Raw genomic sequence first — 16,243 nt, 5'->3', positions numbered from 1 at the left:
CATACAGGGGTTCTTATGCGCATCGATGCCAGAAATCTGCTCGACCGGCTTGGCAAGAACGACTTCGCCTACAAGGAATTCGAAGATCGTTTCAGCGAGCTGGAACTGTGGCCGATCCTCGAAGCGCTGCTGCGCGATCCGCGCCTGCAGGCGATCGATCAGGCCGAGGCCGTGGTTGCGGCAAAACCGGAGCCGGCACCGGCCGAAGTGGTCGAGACCTATTCCGGCGAGAGCCTGAGCTCCCTGTTCAGCCGCTATGGCAACGGCCCCGCCGCGAGCACCCCCGCCGACCGGCGCGGCGGTGCGCAGCAGCAGGACGTGCGCGCCATGCTCCGTCACTTGTCCGACCTCGGATCGCAGGGGAAGATCTGATGCCCGTCATCGTAACCCACGGCCTCAAGGGCGGCGCCGGCACCACGTTCATGGCCGCGCACATCGCGATGGCCCTGTCCGAGGCGGGCGCCGACGTCACCGTGCTGACGACCGCCAGGCGCGACACCATGCCGCTGCATTTCGGCCTGCAGCCCGCGATGTCGCTGCCCTCGCTGTTCGCCCCTGCCGAGGACGCGGTGCTGGTCGCGGGCATCGACCTGCGCAGCCTGACCACCGCGCCCGAGGACAACGACTTCGTGCCGGTCCTTCGCGATCTCGGTTTCCTGGAGACCGGCCAGGACAAGGTCATGGTCATCGACGTGCCCGCCAGCGAGTTCGCCTTCGCGCGCCGCGTCGTGCCGCACGCCAGCGCCAACGTCTGCGTGATCAACGCCGCGCCCGACACCCTCGCGCTCATGCCGCAGGTGCTGGACGAGGCGAGCCCCGAGAACATCGCCTCGACCAGCTTCGTTATCAACGCGCTGGATGAGACGCGCCGCCTCTCGCGCCATTCCTCGGCGTTCATCCGCGAACTGGTGGGGCAGCGGCTGCTTGGCCGCATCCGCCTCGACGAATCGGTGCCCGAAGCGATCGCGATGCTCCAGCCGCTCGCCAAGTACGCCCCGTCGAGCGCCGCGCTCGCCGACGTGAAGGCGATCGGCACTGCGCTGGTTCCCGCGCTCGAGACGCCCGGCCGCCCGTGGGTGGCGCGTGGTTCCACCCCCTCCTCTTCCCATTCCTCGTCATCTCCGAGCCGCGCCGCATGATCGAGAAACTGGCCGCCCGCGTGCTGGACAACCGGCTCGCCCGCTATGCCTCCGTCGCGGTGATCGTCGGGATCGCCGCCGTGGTGATCGGCGTGCCGCTGGACGGCACCGCGCAGTGGGTCTGCGCCGGTGTCACGATGGCGGGCGCGCTGGTGATGCGCCGGATCAAGGGCCGCATGGGTGCGGTCGCGCTCGGCATCCTGGCGGTGCTGGTCTCGACCCGCTACCTGTTCTGGCGCACGACGCAGACGATCGCGTTCAACACCCCGCTCGAATTCCTGTTCGGCGGCGTGCTCTACCTCGCCGAGCTGTATGCCTGGGTCATCCTGCTGCTGGGCTTCCTGCAGACCACCTGGCCGCTCGACCGCCCGGTGATCGAACCCGAGGGCGAGCCGGACACCTGGCCGACCGTTGATATCTACATCCCGACCTATAACGAGAGCCTCGAGATCGTGCGCAACACGGTCTTCGCGGCGATGGACCTCGACTATCCGGTCGACCGCTACCGCGTCTTCATTCTCGACGACGGCAAGCGTCCCGATTTCCGCGCTTTCGCCAAGGAAGCGGGCTGCGGCTATATCACCCGCGACAACAACCTGCACGCCAAGGCGGGCAACCTCAACGCGGCGATGAAGAAGACCGACGGCGAGCTGATCGCGATCTTCGACTGCGACCACGTGCCGACCCGCGCCTTCCTGCAGCTGACCGTCGGCTGGTTCCAGCAGGACCCGCGCCTGGCGCTGATCCAGACCCCGCACCACATGTATTCGCCCGATCCCGTGCAGCGCAACCTCGCGCAGACGATGGGCGACATGCCGGGCGAGGGCGACCTGTTCTACGGCCCGGTACAGGGCGGCAACGACCTGTGGAACGCCACTTTCTTCTGCGGTTCCTGCGCGATCATCCGCCGCGAGGCGCTGATGGAGACCAACGGCTTCGCAGGCGAGACCGTGACCGAAGACGCGCACACCGCGCTCAAGCTGCAGCGCACCGGCTGGAATACCGCGTACATCTCGGCGCGGCTCTCCGCCGGTCTCGCCACCGAGCGTCTGGTGCTTCACGTTGGCCAGCGCATCCGCTGGGCGCGCGGCATGACGCAGATCCTGCGCATCGACAATCCGCTGCTCGGCCGCGGCCTCACCTGGCAGCAGCGCCTTTGCTACCTCAACGCGATGATGCACTTCCAGTATCCGGTGCCGCGCATCGTGTTCCTGACCAGCCCGCTTGCTTACCTGATCTTCGGTCAGAACATCATCCAGGCGTCCGCCGGGCTGATCTTCGCCTATGCGCTGCCGCACCTGTTCTGCTCGTCGGTCGCCAACGAGAAGACGCAAGGTGGCTGGCGCCGCCCGTACTGGGGCGAAGTCTACGAGACGATCCTTGCCTTCCACCTCGTCAAGCCCACGGTCATGACGTGGTTCCAGCCGCGCAAGGGCAAGTTCAACGTGACCGACAAGGGCTCGCTGCTCGACCAGACCTACTTCGACTGGGCGATCGTCAAGCCGCACCTCATCTGCATCGGCTTCGTGATCCTGGGGATTACCATGGCCGTCGTGAAATGGGCGTTCTTCCCCTACATGTTCAACATCCAGACCGATACGCTGGTGCTGAATGTGGCCTGGGCGCTGTTCTCCCTCGCTATCCTGCTCGCCGCCGTTTCGGTGGCGCGCGAGACCCGGCAGGAGCGCGTGGACATTCGCATTCCGGTGCAGCTGCCGGTCACCGCCTACCTCGCCTCGGGCCATACGGTGCCTGCCACTACCATCGACATCTCGATGGGCGGTGCGGCGCTGAGCCTGCCCGAGGAACTGCCGACCAAGGACCGCACGGTCAGTCACATCACCATGGCAATGGGCGATGAGGTGCTGTCGATCCCGGTCACGACGATGCGCACCAACGCGACCAACGCCTACGTTCGTTTCGAAAAGCTCGACATTCTCGCCGGTCGCCATCTAGTGTGCGCCGTCATGGGCCGCGCGGATGCGTGGCAGCCGTGGGGACCGCCAGCCATGGTCGGCACGGCCCGTTCGTTCGGCGACATTCTCAGGGTGGATATGGTCACGTTGAAGCGCATGCTGGGTCTGAATTTCGCCGAACGCCGCCAGATGAAGGCCGCCAATGCCGCCAAGCGCGCGGCGATGGCGAAGGCCGCCAAGGAAGCCGAGAAGAACGACCCCAAGAACAAGGGCCTGCCGCTCGCCAAGGCGGCGATGCTGGCCGGCGCCGTTGCCCTGGGCGCGGCGGGCCTGTTCTTCGGCACCTCCGAGGTTCACGCCCAGCCGACGGCCAAGGCGCCCGAGACCGCTGCCTCCGCCGCCAACCCGGGCGTGGCCAACACCGGCGGTATGTCAGAGCGCCTGACCCTCAAGGACCTGCGCGTCTCCCAGCCGATCCGCCTGCGCGGCACGCAGGGTGAAATGGGCATCCCCTTCGGCATGCGCCAGGACCGCATCGCCACCGGCGCCGTGCTGCGCCTGCAGATGGCCTGGTCGCCCTCGATGCTCGACGACCTCAGCCAGCTGGTCGTCATCGTCAACGGCGAGGTCGCGCAGACGGTGCCGCTGACCCGCGCCAATGCGGCCGGACAGGTCCTTGAAATCCCGGTGAACCCGGCGCTGCTGCTGCCGGGCGACAACCAGCTCAACCTGCGCCTGATCGGCCACTATGCGCGCGATTGCGAGGACCCGTTCCATTCCTCGCTGTGGGCGAACATCTCGAACACCCGTTCGTGGTTCGATTTCAGCTATCAGCCGCTGACTTTCGGCCCCGACCTGTCGCGCCTGCCGCTGCCGTTCTTCGACAAGGGCCAGAACGTGCCGCTGCGCATGCCCTTCGTCTTCGCCACCCAGCCGCGCGCCGGTGAGCTTCAGGCCGCCGCCGCCACCGCCAGCTGGCTCGGCTCGCTGGCCAGCTATCGCGGCTTCAGCTTCCAGCCGGTCGTCGGCTCGATCCCGCGCGGCAATGCCATCGTGTTCCTCAATGGGACGCAGGGCATCCCCGGCCTCGACATCGCGCCCGCCGGTGGTCCCGTCGCCGCTGCCGTGCGCAACCCCAACGATCCCAACGGCACGCTGCTGGTGATCATGGGGCGCAACGACGAAGACCTGCGCCTCGCCGCCGCTGCCGTCGCGCTCGGTCGCGGCGTGTTCGGCGGCCAGCGCATGAGCTTCGACGGCGTGCGCATCCCGGCATGGCCGCGCTACGGCGCGGTGCGCTGGCTGACCACCGACAAGCCGGTCGAGCTTGGCTCGATCATGGAGCCTTACGCGCTGCAGGGCATGGGCATCCCCCCCGGCCCGCTGACCACCCGCTTCCGCGTCGCGCCTGACCTGTTCTTCTGGCCGCGCGAAGGCGGCAAGCTGAACCTCGGCTACCGCTACCCGGTCGCGCAGTGGCTGGACAAGCGCGCCTCGCGCCTCGACGTCTCGATCAACGGCCAGTACCTCAAGACGCTGCCGCTGGGCGCTGCCTGGTGGAGCCAGCTGTTCGGCCCGGCCGGTGCGAAGAGCGCGGATTCCAACGCCACCGTCACGCTGCCGCGCTACAACCTGTTCGGCCAGAACGAGCTGACCTACGACTATAACCTGCTCATCGCCGACAAGAAGAAGTGCACCGGCACCCTGCCGGACAACGTGCGCGTCTCGGTCGATCCCAAGAGCACCATCGATCTCACCAGCGCCTATCACGCGATCATGATGCCCGACCTCGCGACTTTCGCGGGCGCCGGCTTCCCCTTCACCGCCAGCCCCGACCTGTCGCAGACCACCGTGGTCGTCGCGCCGAACCCGTCGATGGCCTCGGTGCAGGCGTTCCTGACGCTGATGGGCCGCTTCGGCGATTCGACCGGCGTTCCGGTGACGGCGGTGACGGTGACCTCGACCATCGACGGGGACGCGCTGGCCAGCCAGGACGTGCTGGTCATCGGCGGCACCGCTCTGGCCGAGGCGGACATGTTCGCCGATGCGCCGGTGCGCTACGAGAACGGCCGCCTGCGCGTGTCCGAGCGTTCGCCGCTGCAGTACGTGACCGCGCTGTTCGGCGGCTCGCAGGAGAACGACCCGATGGCCGCCGCGCCGGTGGTCTACAATGCGCAGGGGTTCTCCGGCATCGTCAGCTTCCAGTCGCCCTACGCCTCGGACCGCACCGTCGTCGCACTGCTGTCGGACGATGGCGCCGCGCTGCCCGCACTGGTGGATGGCATGGCCGACGTGAAGATCAACGCCGCGATCCAGGGTGACCTTGCGGTGACGCGCGGTGACGGCATGACCAGCTTCGCGCTGTCGAACCGCTACTGGGTCGGCTCGCTGCCGATCTGGATGAAGCTGGCCTACTACGTCAGCCAGCGCCCGATGATGCTCGGCGTGTTCACGCTGCTGCTGGCGCTGGCCCTTGCCGGACCTGCCTACATCTTCTTCCGCCGACAGGCCCAGAAGCGCCTCGCGCGCCAGGACGATCACGCATGACGATTTCGCGTACTTCCAAGCTGGGCGTAGCCCTGCTGCTCTCTACCGCTGTGGCATTGCCCGCAGTGGCCGAGGCGCAGAGCGCGGGCGTCGAGGCTCTGGTGAAACAGGCCCAGTACTGGCGCTCGAAGGGGCGCGAGGATCTGGCCCAGCAGGCGCTGAAGCGTGCCCGCGCGCTCGATCCGAACAACCCGGCGCTCAAGGCTTCGGCGCAGGCGCCCAAGCCCGCCGCTCCCAAGCCCGCGCCGAAGCTGGTGGCCAAGCCTGCTGCTGCGAAGCCTGCATCCGCGCCCAAGGCAGCCCCGGCGCCCGCCCGCGCCGCTGCACCCAAGCCGACGCCTGCGCCGACCCCGACGCCCGCTCCGGTCTCGGCAGCGGACCGCGCCGGTCGTGCCCGTGTCTCGGGCTTCGATGCGCTGAACGACGGGAACCTCGCCTCGGCCGCCTCGCAGTTCCAGCGCGCATTGTCCGTCAATCGCCGTGACCCGGATGCGCTTGGCGGTCTCGGCCTCGTGCGGCTGCGCGAAGGGCAGTTCGCCGAAGCGGCCAGCCTGCTCGAACAGGCCTCCGCCAACGGCAAGGCGAGCCAGTGGGCCGAGGGCCTGTCCGCTGCACGCTTCTTCGCGGGCGTGGACGAGACCAAGGGCCTGATCGCCCAGAACCGCCTTGCCGAAGCGCAGGGCCGCGCCGAGCAACTGGCGCGCTCGGGCTACAAGGAGCCCGGCCCGGCGCTCGAACTGCTGGCCGACATCTACGAGCGGCAGGGCCGCTATGCCGACGCCGCCGACCTCTACCGTCAGGCCGCGCAGGGCGGCACCGCTGCCGACGACAAGCGCCTGCAGCTGCGTGCCGCGCGTGGCCGTGCGCTCGCCGCTGCAGAGCGTGGTGACGACTTCGGCGCCGTGCGCGAATTCCAGCAGGGCCTGGTCATCGACCCCAGCGATCCGTGGATCCGCTACGAATTCGCCCAGTTCCAGATCGAGCGCGGCCGGGTGCCCGAAGCGGAATCGCTGATCCGCTCGCTGGCGACCAGCGGCAATGCGGACTCTCTCTATGCCGCCGCGCTGCTCAACAACGACCTCGGCCGCTCGACCGAGGCGGACCGTCTGATCTCGATGATCCCCGAGACGCAGCGTACCGCGCCGATGCGCAATCTTGCGCTCAGCGTGAAGACCGACGCCGCGATCGCCCGCGCCAAGGCCATGGCGGCCAGCGGGCAGGGCGCGCAGGCCGTGGCGGGGCTGCGCCAGCTCGGCGCGATGGCCTCGATCCCGGCGGGCAAGCAGGCCGCCGTCGCCAATGCGCTGTTCGACCTCGGCGACACGCAGGGCGCGGCCGAAGTCGCCGCCAACGCCGCGACCGGCCGCATCGACAACATCGCCGACTACGAGGGCCTGATCGGTGTCCTCACTCGCACCGGCCGCAGCGACCTTGCCCAGCAGGCGCTCGCACGCGCCTCGCAGCTGGCGGGTTCCAGCGCCGAGGGACAGAAGGCTTATGCGCGCATCAGTGCGGGCATGATGGTCGGGCAGGCCGACGAAGCCCGCATGGGCGGTCGCTACGCTGAGAGCTTCGATATTCTCCAGCAGGCCTATGGCGCCGCGCCGGACAATACCGAGATCATGTCCGGCCTCGCCCGGCTCTACCAGACCGGCGGCATGCCCGCGAAGGCGGCGCAGACCTATCAGCTGGTGTTGGCGCGCAAGCCCAACGACAAGGACGCGCTGCTCGGCCTCGCCGACACCGCGCAGGGCGCGGGGGATCGCGATCTGTCGGAACAGGCACAGAAGCAGGTGCTGCGCCTCTACGGGCAGGACTATCAGGTTCGCATGGCGCTCGCCAACGTGGAGCGCGCGCGAGGCAACGACCGCGCTGCCGTGGCGATGCTCAAGGACGCGCGCGCCCTCTACGCGCGCCAGAGCGGCGGCGTGGCGATGGGCGGCAATCCGTTCGCGGGCATGAGCACCGCAGGCGGTGCGAACCCCTTCCGCAACCAGATGCAGGCCGCGCCGCAGCAGGTGAATCCCTTCGCACTCGGCGGCGGGACGCGCCTTCCGGCCGCCTACCCGCAGCAGGCCCCGCAAAGCGGGTTCGGCTACGCCGCGCCCCAGCAGGCGAGTGCATTCGGTGCAGCCCCCGTCGGCATGGGCACCGGCCAGAGTGGCTTCGGCGGTTTCGCCGGGGCTCAGGCTCCGCAGGCGAATTACTCCGCCCCGGATCGCTACGCCTCGCCCACCGGCAGCACCGCTCCGGCAGCGGCATGGGCCGCTCCGGCCAGCGCGCCCGGCTATGACGGTCCGCAAGTTCCGGTCGCCTACGCAGGCGACCCGGTGATGACGCAGATCCAGTCGCAGATCGACCAGCTGGCGCAGGACACAGGCCCTCGTGTCGACGTTCAGACCGGCTATCGCGGCCGCTCGGGCGAGACGGGCCTGTCCAAGCTCGACGAGATCAAGGGCTCGGCCAAGTTCTCGACCGGCGTCGCCGGTGGCCGCGTCTTCGCCAAGGCCGAGGCCGTAGTGATCGACGCTGGACGCCCGACCGGCTCGGGCCTCGCCCGCTTCGGCCGCAATGCCACGCCCGAAGCACAAGGCATCGTCGCGGCGGAGCCGTCCGCGCTCGTCAACGCCGATACCCAGAATGGTTCGGGCGTCGCGCTTTCGGCGGGCTACGAGAACGACTGGGTCCAGCTGGAGGGCGGAACCACACCCATCGGCATGGGCAAGACCAAGTTCGCGGGCCGCGCCGCCGTTACCCCCAAGCTGGGCCAGAACGTGCGCGCCACCGCCTTCGTCGAGCAGAAGCCGGTGACCGACTCCATCGTCTCCTACGCGGGCACTCGCGACCCCGTCACCGGCGAGCGCTGGGGACAGGTGATGCGCACGGCGGGCGGCCTAGGCCTGAGCTACGACGAGAACGGCTCGGGCGTCTATGCCGAGGCGCGTTACTACCGCCTGCGCGGCGAGAATGTGGCGAACAACGACGGCATCGAGGCCAACGTCGGCGGCTATCTGGAAGCGTACAAGGGCCGCAACTCGCGCGTTACCGTCGGCCTCAACGTGAACTATCAGGCCTACGACAAGAGCCAGAACTACTTCACGTTCGGCAACGGCGGCTACTTCAGCCCGCAGAACTTTATCTCGGTCGGCTTCCCGGTGAACTACACCATGAACGACGAGCGCTGGGACGTGGCCGCCTCGTTCACGCCCGGCTTCCAGAGCTACAAGGAGGACCAGAGCGTCCTCTACCCGACCGACCCCGCCGCGCAGGCCGAACTGGACGCGCTCAAGGCCGAGAATTCGGACGTGCGTTCCTACTTCGACAGCCTGAGCAAGACCGGCTTCGCGCTTTCGGCGCAGGGCTCGCTCTATTACAAGATCACGCCCACTACCCGCATCGGCGGCGAACTGGGGTACAACACTTTCGGCAGTTATGACGAGTTCCGCTCCATCCTCGGGGTGCGGCAGAGCTTCGGGAGCACCGGTAAATGAAGATGCAGGCCTTTCCCCAGCCCCGCAGCGGGCCTTCGGACAATGCCGTCGGCGGCCTCGCGCTGCTGGCGATCGCCACCGCCTCGGAAGTGTCCGAGGGCATTCCGGAGGAGCAGGCGCACGGCTTCTTCCTCGCGATCGGCCGCCGCATGGCCGCGCTGGAGCCGCTCGACGGGGTGAACGACGCCTCGGTGCTCTGCGCCCGGATCAACACGTTCTGGCAGGCGCTCGACTGGGGCGAGATCGAGCTGGCGGTCGGCCGTGACGCCATCGTCGTGCGTCACCGCGACCTGCCGACCGAAATCGCCCCCGACCGCGCGGGCCACTGGGCGCGCATGCTGCTGGGCGTGCTGGAAGGCGCCTACGACAGCTGGTTCCGCGTCCTCGGCAGCGGACCGGCGCTACGCACAACCGCGGAATGGAAAGGGGACACGCTCGAGCTCCGTCATGGCCGCTGATTCCCTATTCCGGCCGAAGGTCGATCGTCGCACGTTTTCGCTGGGGGCACTGATGGCCTTCACCGCCGCTTGCAATACCGCGCCTAGCCAGGGCCGCGCCCAGCAGGTCAACGACCCGTTCTGGACCCAGTGGCGCGACCGCTTCGTCGCGCCCGAGGGCCGCGTCGTGGACACCGGCAACGGCCGCATCAGCCACTCCGAGGGCCAGAGCTACGGCATGATCCTCGCCCTGCGCGCCGGGGATCGCGAGGCTTTCGAGCGCATCGCGAAGTGGACGCAGGACACGCTGGGGCGCGAGGACATGGCGCTCCATTCTTGGAAGTACGATCCCACGGCGGCGGTGCCCGTCTCCGATCCCAACAACGCGACGGACGGTGACCTCGTCATCGCCTGGGCGCTGGCGCTTGCAGGGCAGCGGTGGAAGCGCTCCGATTGGAGCGACCGTGCGCGCGAAGTCCGCAAGGCGATCCGCGAGCATTGCGTGATTTCGCGGTTCGGGCGCGAACTGCTGCTGCCGGGCATCGTCGGGTTCGCCGAGAACGCGCAAGTGACGCTCAACCCCTCGTACTTCGTGTGGCCCGCGCTCGACCAGTTCGCCAAGGCGGACGGTGCTTCGACATGGGGCGGCGTGATCCGCGACTGCGAGGCGATCACCACGCTCTCGCGCTTCGGCATGCATGCGCTGCCGAGCGACTGGGTGGCGGTGAGTGGCTACAACGCGGTGGCCCCTGCGGTCGGCAAGCCGCCGCGCTTCGGCTACGACGCGATCCGCATTCCGCTTTACGCGGCGGTCGGCGGGCGTTCGAGTCTGGTGCAGCCGGTGGCGGACTGGTGGCGCTCGCGGATCGCGCAGCACCGCTCGATACCCGCGTGGGTCGATGTGGTGACCGGCGAGGAGGCGAACTATGCGCTCTCCAGCGGCGGCGCGGCGATCGCGGCGCGGCTGATCGGTTCGACCACGCCGCCGGTGCTGGACAGCGATTACTTCAGCGCGTCGCTGCAGATGCTGGCGCGGCTGTAACTTCATTCCTCCCCGAGCAAGCTCGGGGAGGAATTATCGGCTCAAACCTGCTCGGCCCGTACCGCCATCAACCCGAACAGGCTGAGCAGCGCCGCGCCGGAAATGTAGAGCCCGACGAACAGCACGCCGCCGCTGTCGGCCAGCCCCTGCGCCACGGCAGGCGCGAAGCCGCCGCCGACGATGCCGCCGACGTTGAAGGCGATCGAGGCGCCGGTGTAGCGCACCCGTGCCTTGAACAAACGGGGCAGCAGCTCGGCGATCGGCCCGTAGACGAGGCCCATGGTGAACAGTGCGACGCACAGGAACAGGCCGATCACGAACAGCGATCCGGTCGAGAACATCAGCCCCATCACCGTGCCCAGCACCACCGCGCAGAAGCACCCGAACATCAGCACCGAGCGGGAGGAGCGCCGATCGGCCGCATAGCCCGCGACGACGATGCCCACCGCCATGAACAGGATCGCGAACAGCTGCACGCCGAGGAACTGCTGGCGACCGAAGCCCAGCGTTGCAGTGCCGTAACCCAGCGCGAAGGTGGTCGCGAGGTAATAGAGCGCGAAGCAGGCGATCACCGCGAAAGTGCCCGCCACCGTCTCGCGCATGTGGGTGCGGAAAAGTTCGACCACGGGGATGGCGCGGTGCTGGTCGTCCTCCCTGGCGAAGACCGGGCTCTCGGCAAGACGGAAGCGGATCCACAGGCCAAGGCCGACGAGGACCGCGCTCAGCAGGAACGGGATGCGCCAGCCCCAGGCGGCGAACTGCGCGTCGCTCAGCACGGTGCTGATCACGAGGAACAGCCCGTTCGCCGCGAAGAAGCCGACCGGCGCGCCCAGCTGCGGGAACATGCCGAAGCGTGCCTCGTAGCCCTTGGGCGCGCTTTCCACCGCCAGCAGCGCGGCGCCGCCCCACTCGCCGCCAAGGCCGAGGCCCTGGCAGAAGCGCATAAGGCACAGCAGGGCAGGCGCGATCCAGCCTGCGCTCTCGTATGTCGGCAGCACGCCGATCAGCACCGTCGCGCCGCCCATCAAGAGCAGCGAGGCGACGAGGGTGGACTTGCGGCCCACCCGGTCGCCGAAGTGCCCGAACAGCGTCGCGCCCACCGGCCTTGCGATGAAGGCGATGGCGAAGCTGGCATAAGCGGCAAGGTGCTGGACGGTCGCGGACTCGGCCGGGAAGAACAGCGGCCCGAAGACGAGCGCGGCGGCGGTCGCGTAGATATAGAAGTCGTAGAACTCGACGGCGGTGCCCACGAGGCTCGCGGTCAGCACGCGGGCGTTCTGGCGGTAGACGTTCATGCTTCGTGGTGCTCCCCTCGCTCGGCGGTATCCCCTAGCGGGAGTAAGCGCCGATGACGAGAGGCTTGCATGGGATGCCCGCGTGGGAGGCGCTGGCGGGCGCGCTCCCACACGAACAAGCTCAGAACCGTGCGGTCACGCCCATCCAGATGCGGGCCGGGTCGATCATGTAGCCGGCCTCGTCATAATTCAGGCGCTTGTCGAACAGGTTCTGCACGCCGGCATTGAAGATGAACCCGCGCGAGAGCTTGTACGATCCGCCCAGATCGACCGTGGTATAGGATTCGACCACGAGGTTGTTGCCGCTGATCTGCGCCTCGGTCACTGCCTCCTCGCCGCGATAGACGGCGCGGGCGTAGAGCGAGAGGCGATTGTCGGGCTTCCAGTTGAGCGAGGCGCTCGCCTGCTGCTTGGGCGTGTCGTTCAGGGCCATGCCCGCGCTGGTGCCGGTCAGCTGCTCGGAGTCCGTCAGGGTGCCGGTCGCATTGAAGCGTAGCGTGCGGGTTAGGTTGAGGTCGATCGTCGCCTCGATGCCGCGCACCTTCGCCTTGTCGACGTTCACGTAAGTCGTCGGGGGGCGGCCGATCGAGCTGAGCGGCTCATCGATGCACCATGCGCCGGCGGATTCGCAGGTGACGCGGGTGATCTTGTCGTTGAAGCGGGTATCATAGGCGGTCAGGCTGGCCTGGAAGCCCTTGCCTTCATACATCGCCACGGCCTCGATCGTGCGGGAGGTCTCGGCTTCGAGGTCGGGGTTGCCGTAGATCGTGCCGCCACGACTGGACTGGCCCCAGTCGGACAGGGTCTGGCGCAGGTTCGGAGCGCGGAAGCCCTTGGAATAGCCGCCCTTCAGCGTCAGGCGATCGGTCGTGTTCCACACCAGGTAGGCGCGGGGTGTCCAGTGGACGCCGTACTGCTCGTCGTTGTCCATGCGGATGCCGCCGGTCAGGCGCAGGGTATCCAGGATCGACAGTTCGTTCTCGGCGAACAGCGCCCAGTTGGTGCGGCTGGCGCCGGTGCGGGTCGATCCGTTCAGCAGGTTGCCGACGGTGTCGATGAGATCCTCGTTGCGGAAGAAGCCGCCGATGCTGAGCATGTTCGACGGCAGCGGCACCGACCAGATCGACTGGGCGACGGTATTCTTGATCCGCTTGGTCGTCTCGAGGTTCTTGGCGTCCTCGTACTGCACGTAGCTTTCCGAGTTCGCGAAGCCCCAGCGGCCCGAGTGCGTCAGGGCGGCGACATAGCGCTCCTGGGTCTGCGTATCGAGCGTGCCTTCGGGGACCGTGGCGGTCACTTCCACGGTCTTGCCTGCGGTTGCGGTCACTTTCTGGCTGTAGAAGCCGCCCTCGACGATGAAGTCGTGGTTCGGTCCGGCGGAGAAGCCGATCTTGCCGGCCAGGCTCTCGTCCTTGCGCTCTGGGGTGCCGCCGACGACGTGGTCCTCGTTGCGGCGGTTCAGCGATCCCTGCACCTGAAGGCCGATGCCCCTGGTGATCGGGCCGGAAAGGTAGAAGTTGGCGTCGTAGAAATTGCCGTAGTCGTCGCCGAGCTGCATCGTGCCGTTCATGCGCACGCTGCCACGCCAGCTGGAGGCGATGCGACGGGTGATAACGTTGACCACGCCGCCCATCGCGTCGGAACCGTAAAGCGAGGACATCGGGCCGCGCACGACTTCGATGCGCTCGATCGATTCCAGCGGAGGCAGCAGGCCGCCTTCCGAGGTATTGCCGCCGTTGGTGCGCGTCTCGCGGCTGCTCAGCCGCTTTCCGTCGACGAGGATCAGCGTGTACTGCGGCGACATGCCGCGGATCGAGATGTCGCGGCTGTTGCCCTCGCCGGGAGTGACGGTGACGCCGGGAATCTCCATCAGTGCGTCGGTCACCTCGCGGTAGGGCAGGCGTTCCAGATCCTCGCGGGTGATGACGCTGATAGAAGCGGGGGCGTCCTTCACCTCCTGCTCGCGGCTGGTGGCGGTGACGACGATGGTGGAGGCGGCAGTGGCACCGTCCGCGTCATCGGCAGCGAGCGCCGGGACGGTGTAAAGTGCGGTGGCGAGCGTCAGCGCTGCCGCGCCGCTGCGCAGCCTGGACTTGTAGATCACGATACCCCCTAGACGTATGCTAATGCGAATTTATTGCATTAGCGCCATTGGCGGGGAGCGCCCGGCGGGCCAACACTCAATATCGGATAGCGATCATTCGGGAGCAGCTGCCCCATACTCACGGCAACTTTCGAGCAGCCGGTCGCGCAGCCACACGGCGGCCGGGTCACGTTGGCTACGCTCGTGCCACAGCAGCCAGTAGTCCAGTTCACCGATCGCGCCGGGGGCCGGACGGGCGGCAAGGTCGTGCGTGCAGCCGCGCATGAGCCGTGAGGGCACGGCCATGACGAGGTCCCCCGCGAGCAGCAGGTCGGGTGCGAGGCTGAAGTAAGGGACGCTGGCGACGACCTTGCGCGATCCGGTGCCCAGCAGCGTCGTTACCCGATCCAGCTCCGCATCGCTGACCGTCAGGCCAAGGTGATCGTGGTCGAGGAATTCCTCGATCGGCACTTCCCCCTCGCCCGCTAGCGGATGGTCGGGCCGGGTCACGCATAGGAAGCGGTCGCTGAACAGATGCAGGCGGTGAAGTTGCGAAGGGTCGTGCTCAAGCCCCGAAATGGCAAGGTCGATGTCGCCCTGCGCCAGCGAACGGTGCGTGGCATGACCCAGCGGCAGCACGTCGATAGCGATCCCGGGCGCGATCGCGCGCAGGCGGGGAAGGGCGGGGAGCACGACTGCCAGCACGCCGAAATCGGTCGATGCGATGCGGAAGCGGCGCTCCACGCTCTCCGGCTCGAAGCGGTTCTCGACGAGGAGGCTGGAGGTTTCGGCGACCCAGTCGGTCAGCCGGCCGACCAGTTCGTCGCCGCGCCGGGTGCGGATCATCCCGGCACCCGACCGCACGAGCAGCGGATCGCCCAGCGCATCGCGCAGCTTGGCAAGGGATCGGCTGACGCTTGGCTGGCTGATGCCGAGCATCACCGCCGTGTTGCCGACGCTCTTGGTCTTCAGCAGCATCGCCAGGACGAGCAGGAGGTTGGGCGAGAGGGACGTGATCATGTGCGAGAGCGTCGCATTAGCGAAAATACGCGATTTGCGCCACGATCCTATTCTTACAAAACGTTGCCGTTCAGCTCTGGGCGGAGATCGCATGGATGGGCAGCAGGGCGGCGCCCAGCGTGACCGGCGAACCACGAAGGTCCGAGACGCGCACCGGTGGACCGCGGCCATCCACCGTCGTCACCAGTGAAGCGGCGCGCAGGCGGGAGACAAGGCCTTCCAGCACGTCACCGGGAACCGCGCCCGCCAGCACGATCGCGCCGGGGTCGAGCCACGCGAAGGCGGTGTCGGCGACAACCTCCAACTGCCGCGCTGCCCGGTCCATCCATTGCTCGATCGCCGGACGCTGGGCGTCGGAGGCCAGGTCGATCTCGCTTACGGACGTGAGATCGCAGCCGCTGCCGCGCAAGGTGGAGAGCAGGTCGAGCGGGCTGGGACGCGGGCGGTCGCCGGGAAACAGGCAGCCGACTTCCCCGGCCACGCCGAACTGGCCGCGCACCAGCCGTCCGTCGACGATGACCCCGGCGCCGATCCCATAGCCAAGCAGCAGCACCACCACGGTCGAGAATTCGCGCAGCAGGCCGCCCATGTAGAATTCGGCGATGGCGGCGACGTTGGCGTCGTTCTCCAGCCACAGCGGCCAGCCGAGTTCGGCGCTCAGGATCTCTCGCAAGGGGGCGCCGCGCCAGCCGGGCATGTCCTCGACCACGCTCCACCGTTCGCCCTCCAGAGACAGAGCCGGGCCGGGCACCGCCACGCCGATGCCGAGCATGCGCTGGCCGAGCAGTCCGTGCCGGTCGACAAGGTCGTGCGTCACGCGGCGGACGCGCTGGGCGAACTGGCGGGGGTCGATCGGCTTGCTGTCCTCGCGGTGCGTGGCGATGGTCTGGCCCGCGAAATCGACGATGGCGATGTCGAGCAGCCCCTTGTGCGCCGTGGCGCCCACCGCATAGCCGCCCTTCGACGCCAGCCGCAGCGGGATCGCCGGGCGTCCGCGTCCCTGCGCGCCGCCCTCGGTCACTTCCTCGACGACGCCGAGTGTCAACAGTTCGCGCGAGATGCGGGTGAGGGCGGTGTGGCTGATCTCCAGCCTCTCCGCCAGCGCCGAGCGCGACAGTGCGCCGGCCTTGCGCAGCTCATGGATGATGCGCCGCTGGTCCTTGTCGAATGCGGGAGTGGCCATGGCAGGGCGTCGTATGGTGTTTTATTTATTTTCACAACAATAATTAAAAACGTCACACACCGCGTCCAGAGCGCCCCCGTCGCCGCCTCC

Annotated in this window: 10 protein-coding genes; 6 read left to right on the top strand and 4 right to left on the bottom strand. The window is 68.1% G+C overall.

From position 1 onward, the window contains the following. Positions 1-15: 15 nt before the first annotated feature. From ACODRZ_RS03470 to ACODRZ_RS03445, 6 genes are read left to right on the top strand one after another with little or no spacing between them, the layout of a single operon-like run. The gene (locus ACODRZ_RS03470; protein ID WP_488969471.1) at positions 16-372 is read left to right on the top strand and encodes a hypothetical protein; all 357 of its coding nucleotides are present in this window, start codon (positions 16-18) and stop codon (positions 370-372) included. Beyond that, entirely contained in the window at positions 372-1,139 is a 768-nt protein-coding gene (locus ACODRZ_RS03465; protein WP_488969470.1) for a cellulose synthase operon protein YhjQ/BcsQ, read from the top strand. Before ACODRZ_RS03470 ends, ACODRZ_RS03465 begins: the two co-directional genes overlap by 1 nt. Continuing rightward, complete coding sequence (gene bcsA, locus ACODRZ_RS03460; protein ID WP_488969469.1) at positions 1,136-5,602, top strand: UDP-forming cellulose synthase catalytic subunit; 4,467 nt, start codon at positions 1,136-1,138, stop codon at positions 5,600-5,602. Before ACODRZ_RS03465 ends, bcsA begins: the two co-directional genes overlap by 4 nt. After that, entirely contained in the window at positions 5,599-9,093 is a 3,495-nt protein-coding gene (locus ACODRZ_RS03455) for a cellulose biosynthesis protein BcsC (RefSeq protein ID WP_488969468.1), read from the top strand. The genes bcsA and ACODRZ_RS03455 overlap by 4 nt, the downstream gene beginning before the upstream one ends. After that, positions 9,090-9,551 (top strand): cellulose biosynthesis protein BcsD, encoded by a 462-nt coding sequence (gene bcsD, locus ACODRZ_RS03450; protein ID WP_488969467.1) that lies wholly within the window; start codon positions 9,090-9,092, stop codon positions 9,549-9,551. Before ACODRZ_RS03455 ends, bcsD begins: the two co-directional genes overlap by 4 nt. After that, positions 9,541-10,572 carry a family 8 glycosyl hydrolase gene (locus ACODRZ_RS03445; RefSeq protein WP_488969466.1) on the top strand — a complete coding sequence of 344 codons (1,032 nt, stop codon included), beginning with the start codon at positions 9,541-9,543 and terminating at the stop codon, positions 10,570-10,572. Before bcsD ends, ACODRZ_RS03445 begins: the two co-directional genes overlap by 11 nt. A 41-nt stretch (positions 10,573-10,613) precedes the next feature. On the opposite strand, the gene ACODRZ_RS03440 is transcribed toward ACODRZ_RS03445, so the two are convergent. From ACODRZ_RS03440 to ACODRZ_RS03425, 4 genes are all read right to left on the bottom strand, one after another. Beyond that, a complete protein-coding gene (locus ACODRZ_RS03440; protein ID WP_488969465.1) occupies positions 10,614-11,867 on the bottom strand; it encodes an MFS transporter in 1,254 nt (417 codons plus the stop codon). 121 nt (positions 11,868-11,988) lie between these two features. Next, positions 11,989-13,971 carry a TonB-dependent receptor domain-containing protein gene (locus ACODRZ_RS03435; protein ID WP_488969464.1) on the bottom strand — a complete coding sequence of 661 codons (1,983 nt, stop codon included), beginning with the start codon at positions 13,969-13,971 and terminating at the stop codon, positions 11,989-11,991. 93 nt (positions 13,972-14,064) lie between these two features. Continuing rightward, on the bottom strand, positions 14,065-14,970 hold the full coding sequence (locus ACODRZ_RS03430) for a LysR family transcriptional regulator (protein WP_488969463.1): 906 nt from the start codon (positions 14,968-14,970) through the stop codon (positions 14,065-14,067). A 70-nt stretch (positions 14,971-15,040) separates the two neighbouring features. Next, positions 15,041-16,153, bottom strand: coding sequence for an ROK family protein (locus ACODRZ_RS03425; protein ID WP_488969462.1), 1,113 nt, complete (start codon positions 16,151-16,153; stop codon positions 15,041-15,043). Positions 16,154-16,243: the final 90 nt, after the last annotated feature.

The organism is Novosphingobium sp. FG90, from assembly GCF_057808725.1.
Note: the sequence above shows the minus strand (reverse complement) of the source record. Positions and strands in the feature narration are given on the sequence as shown.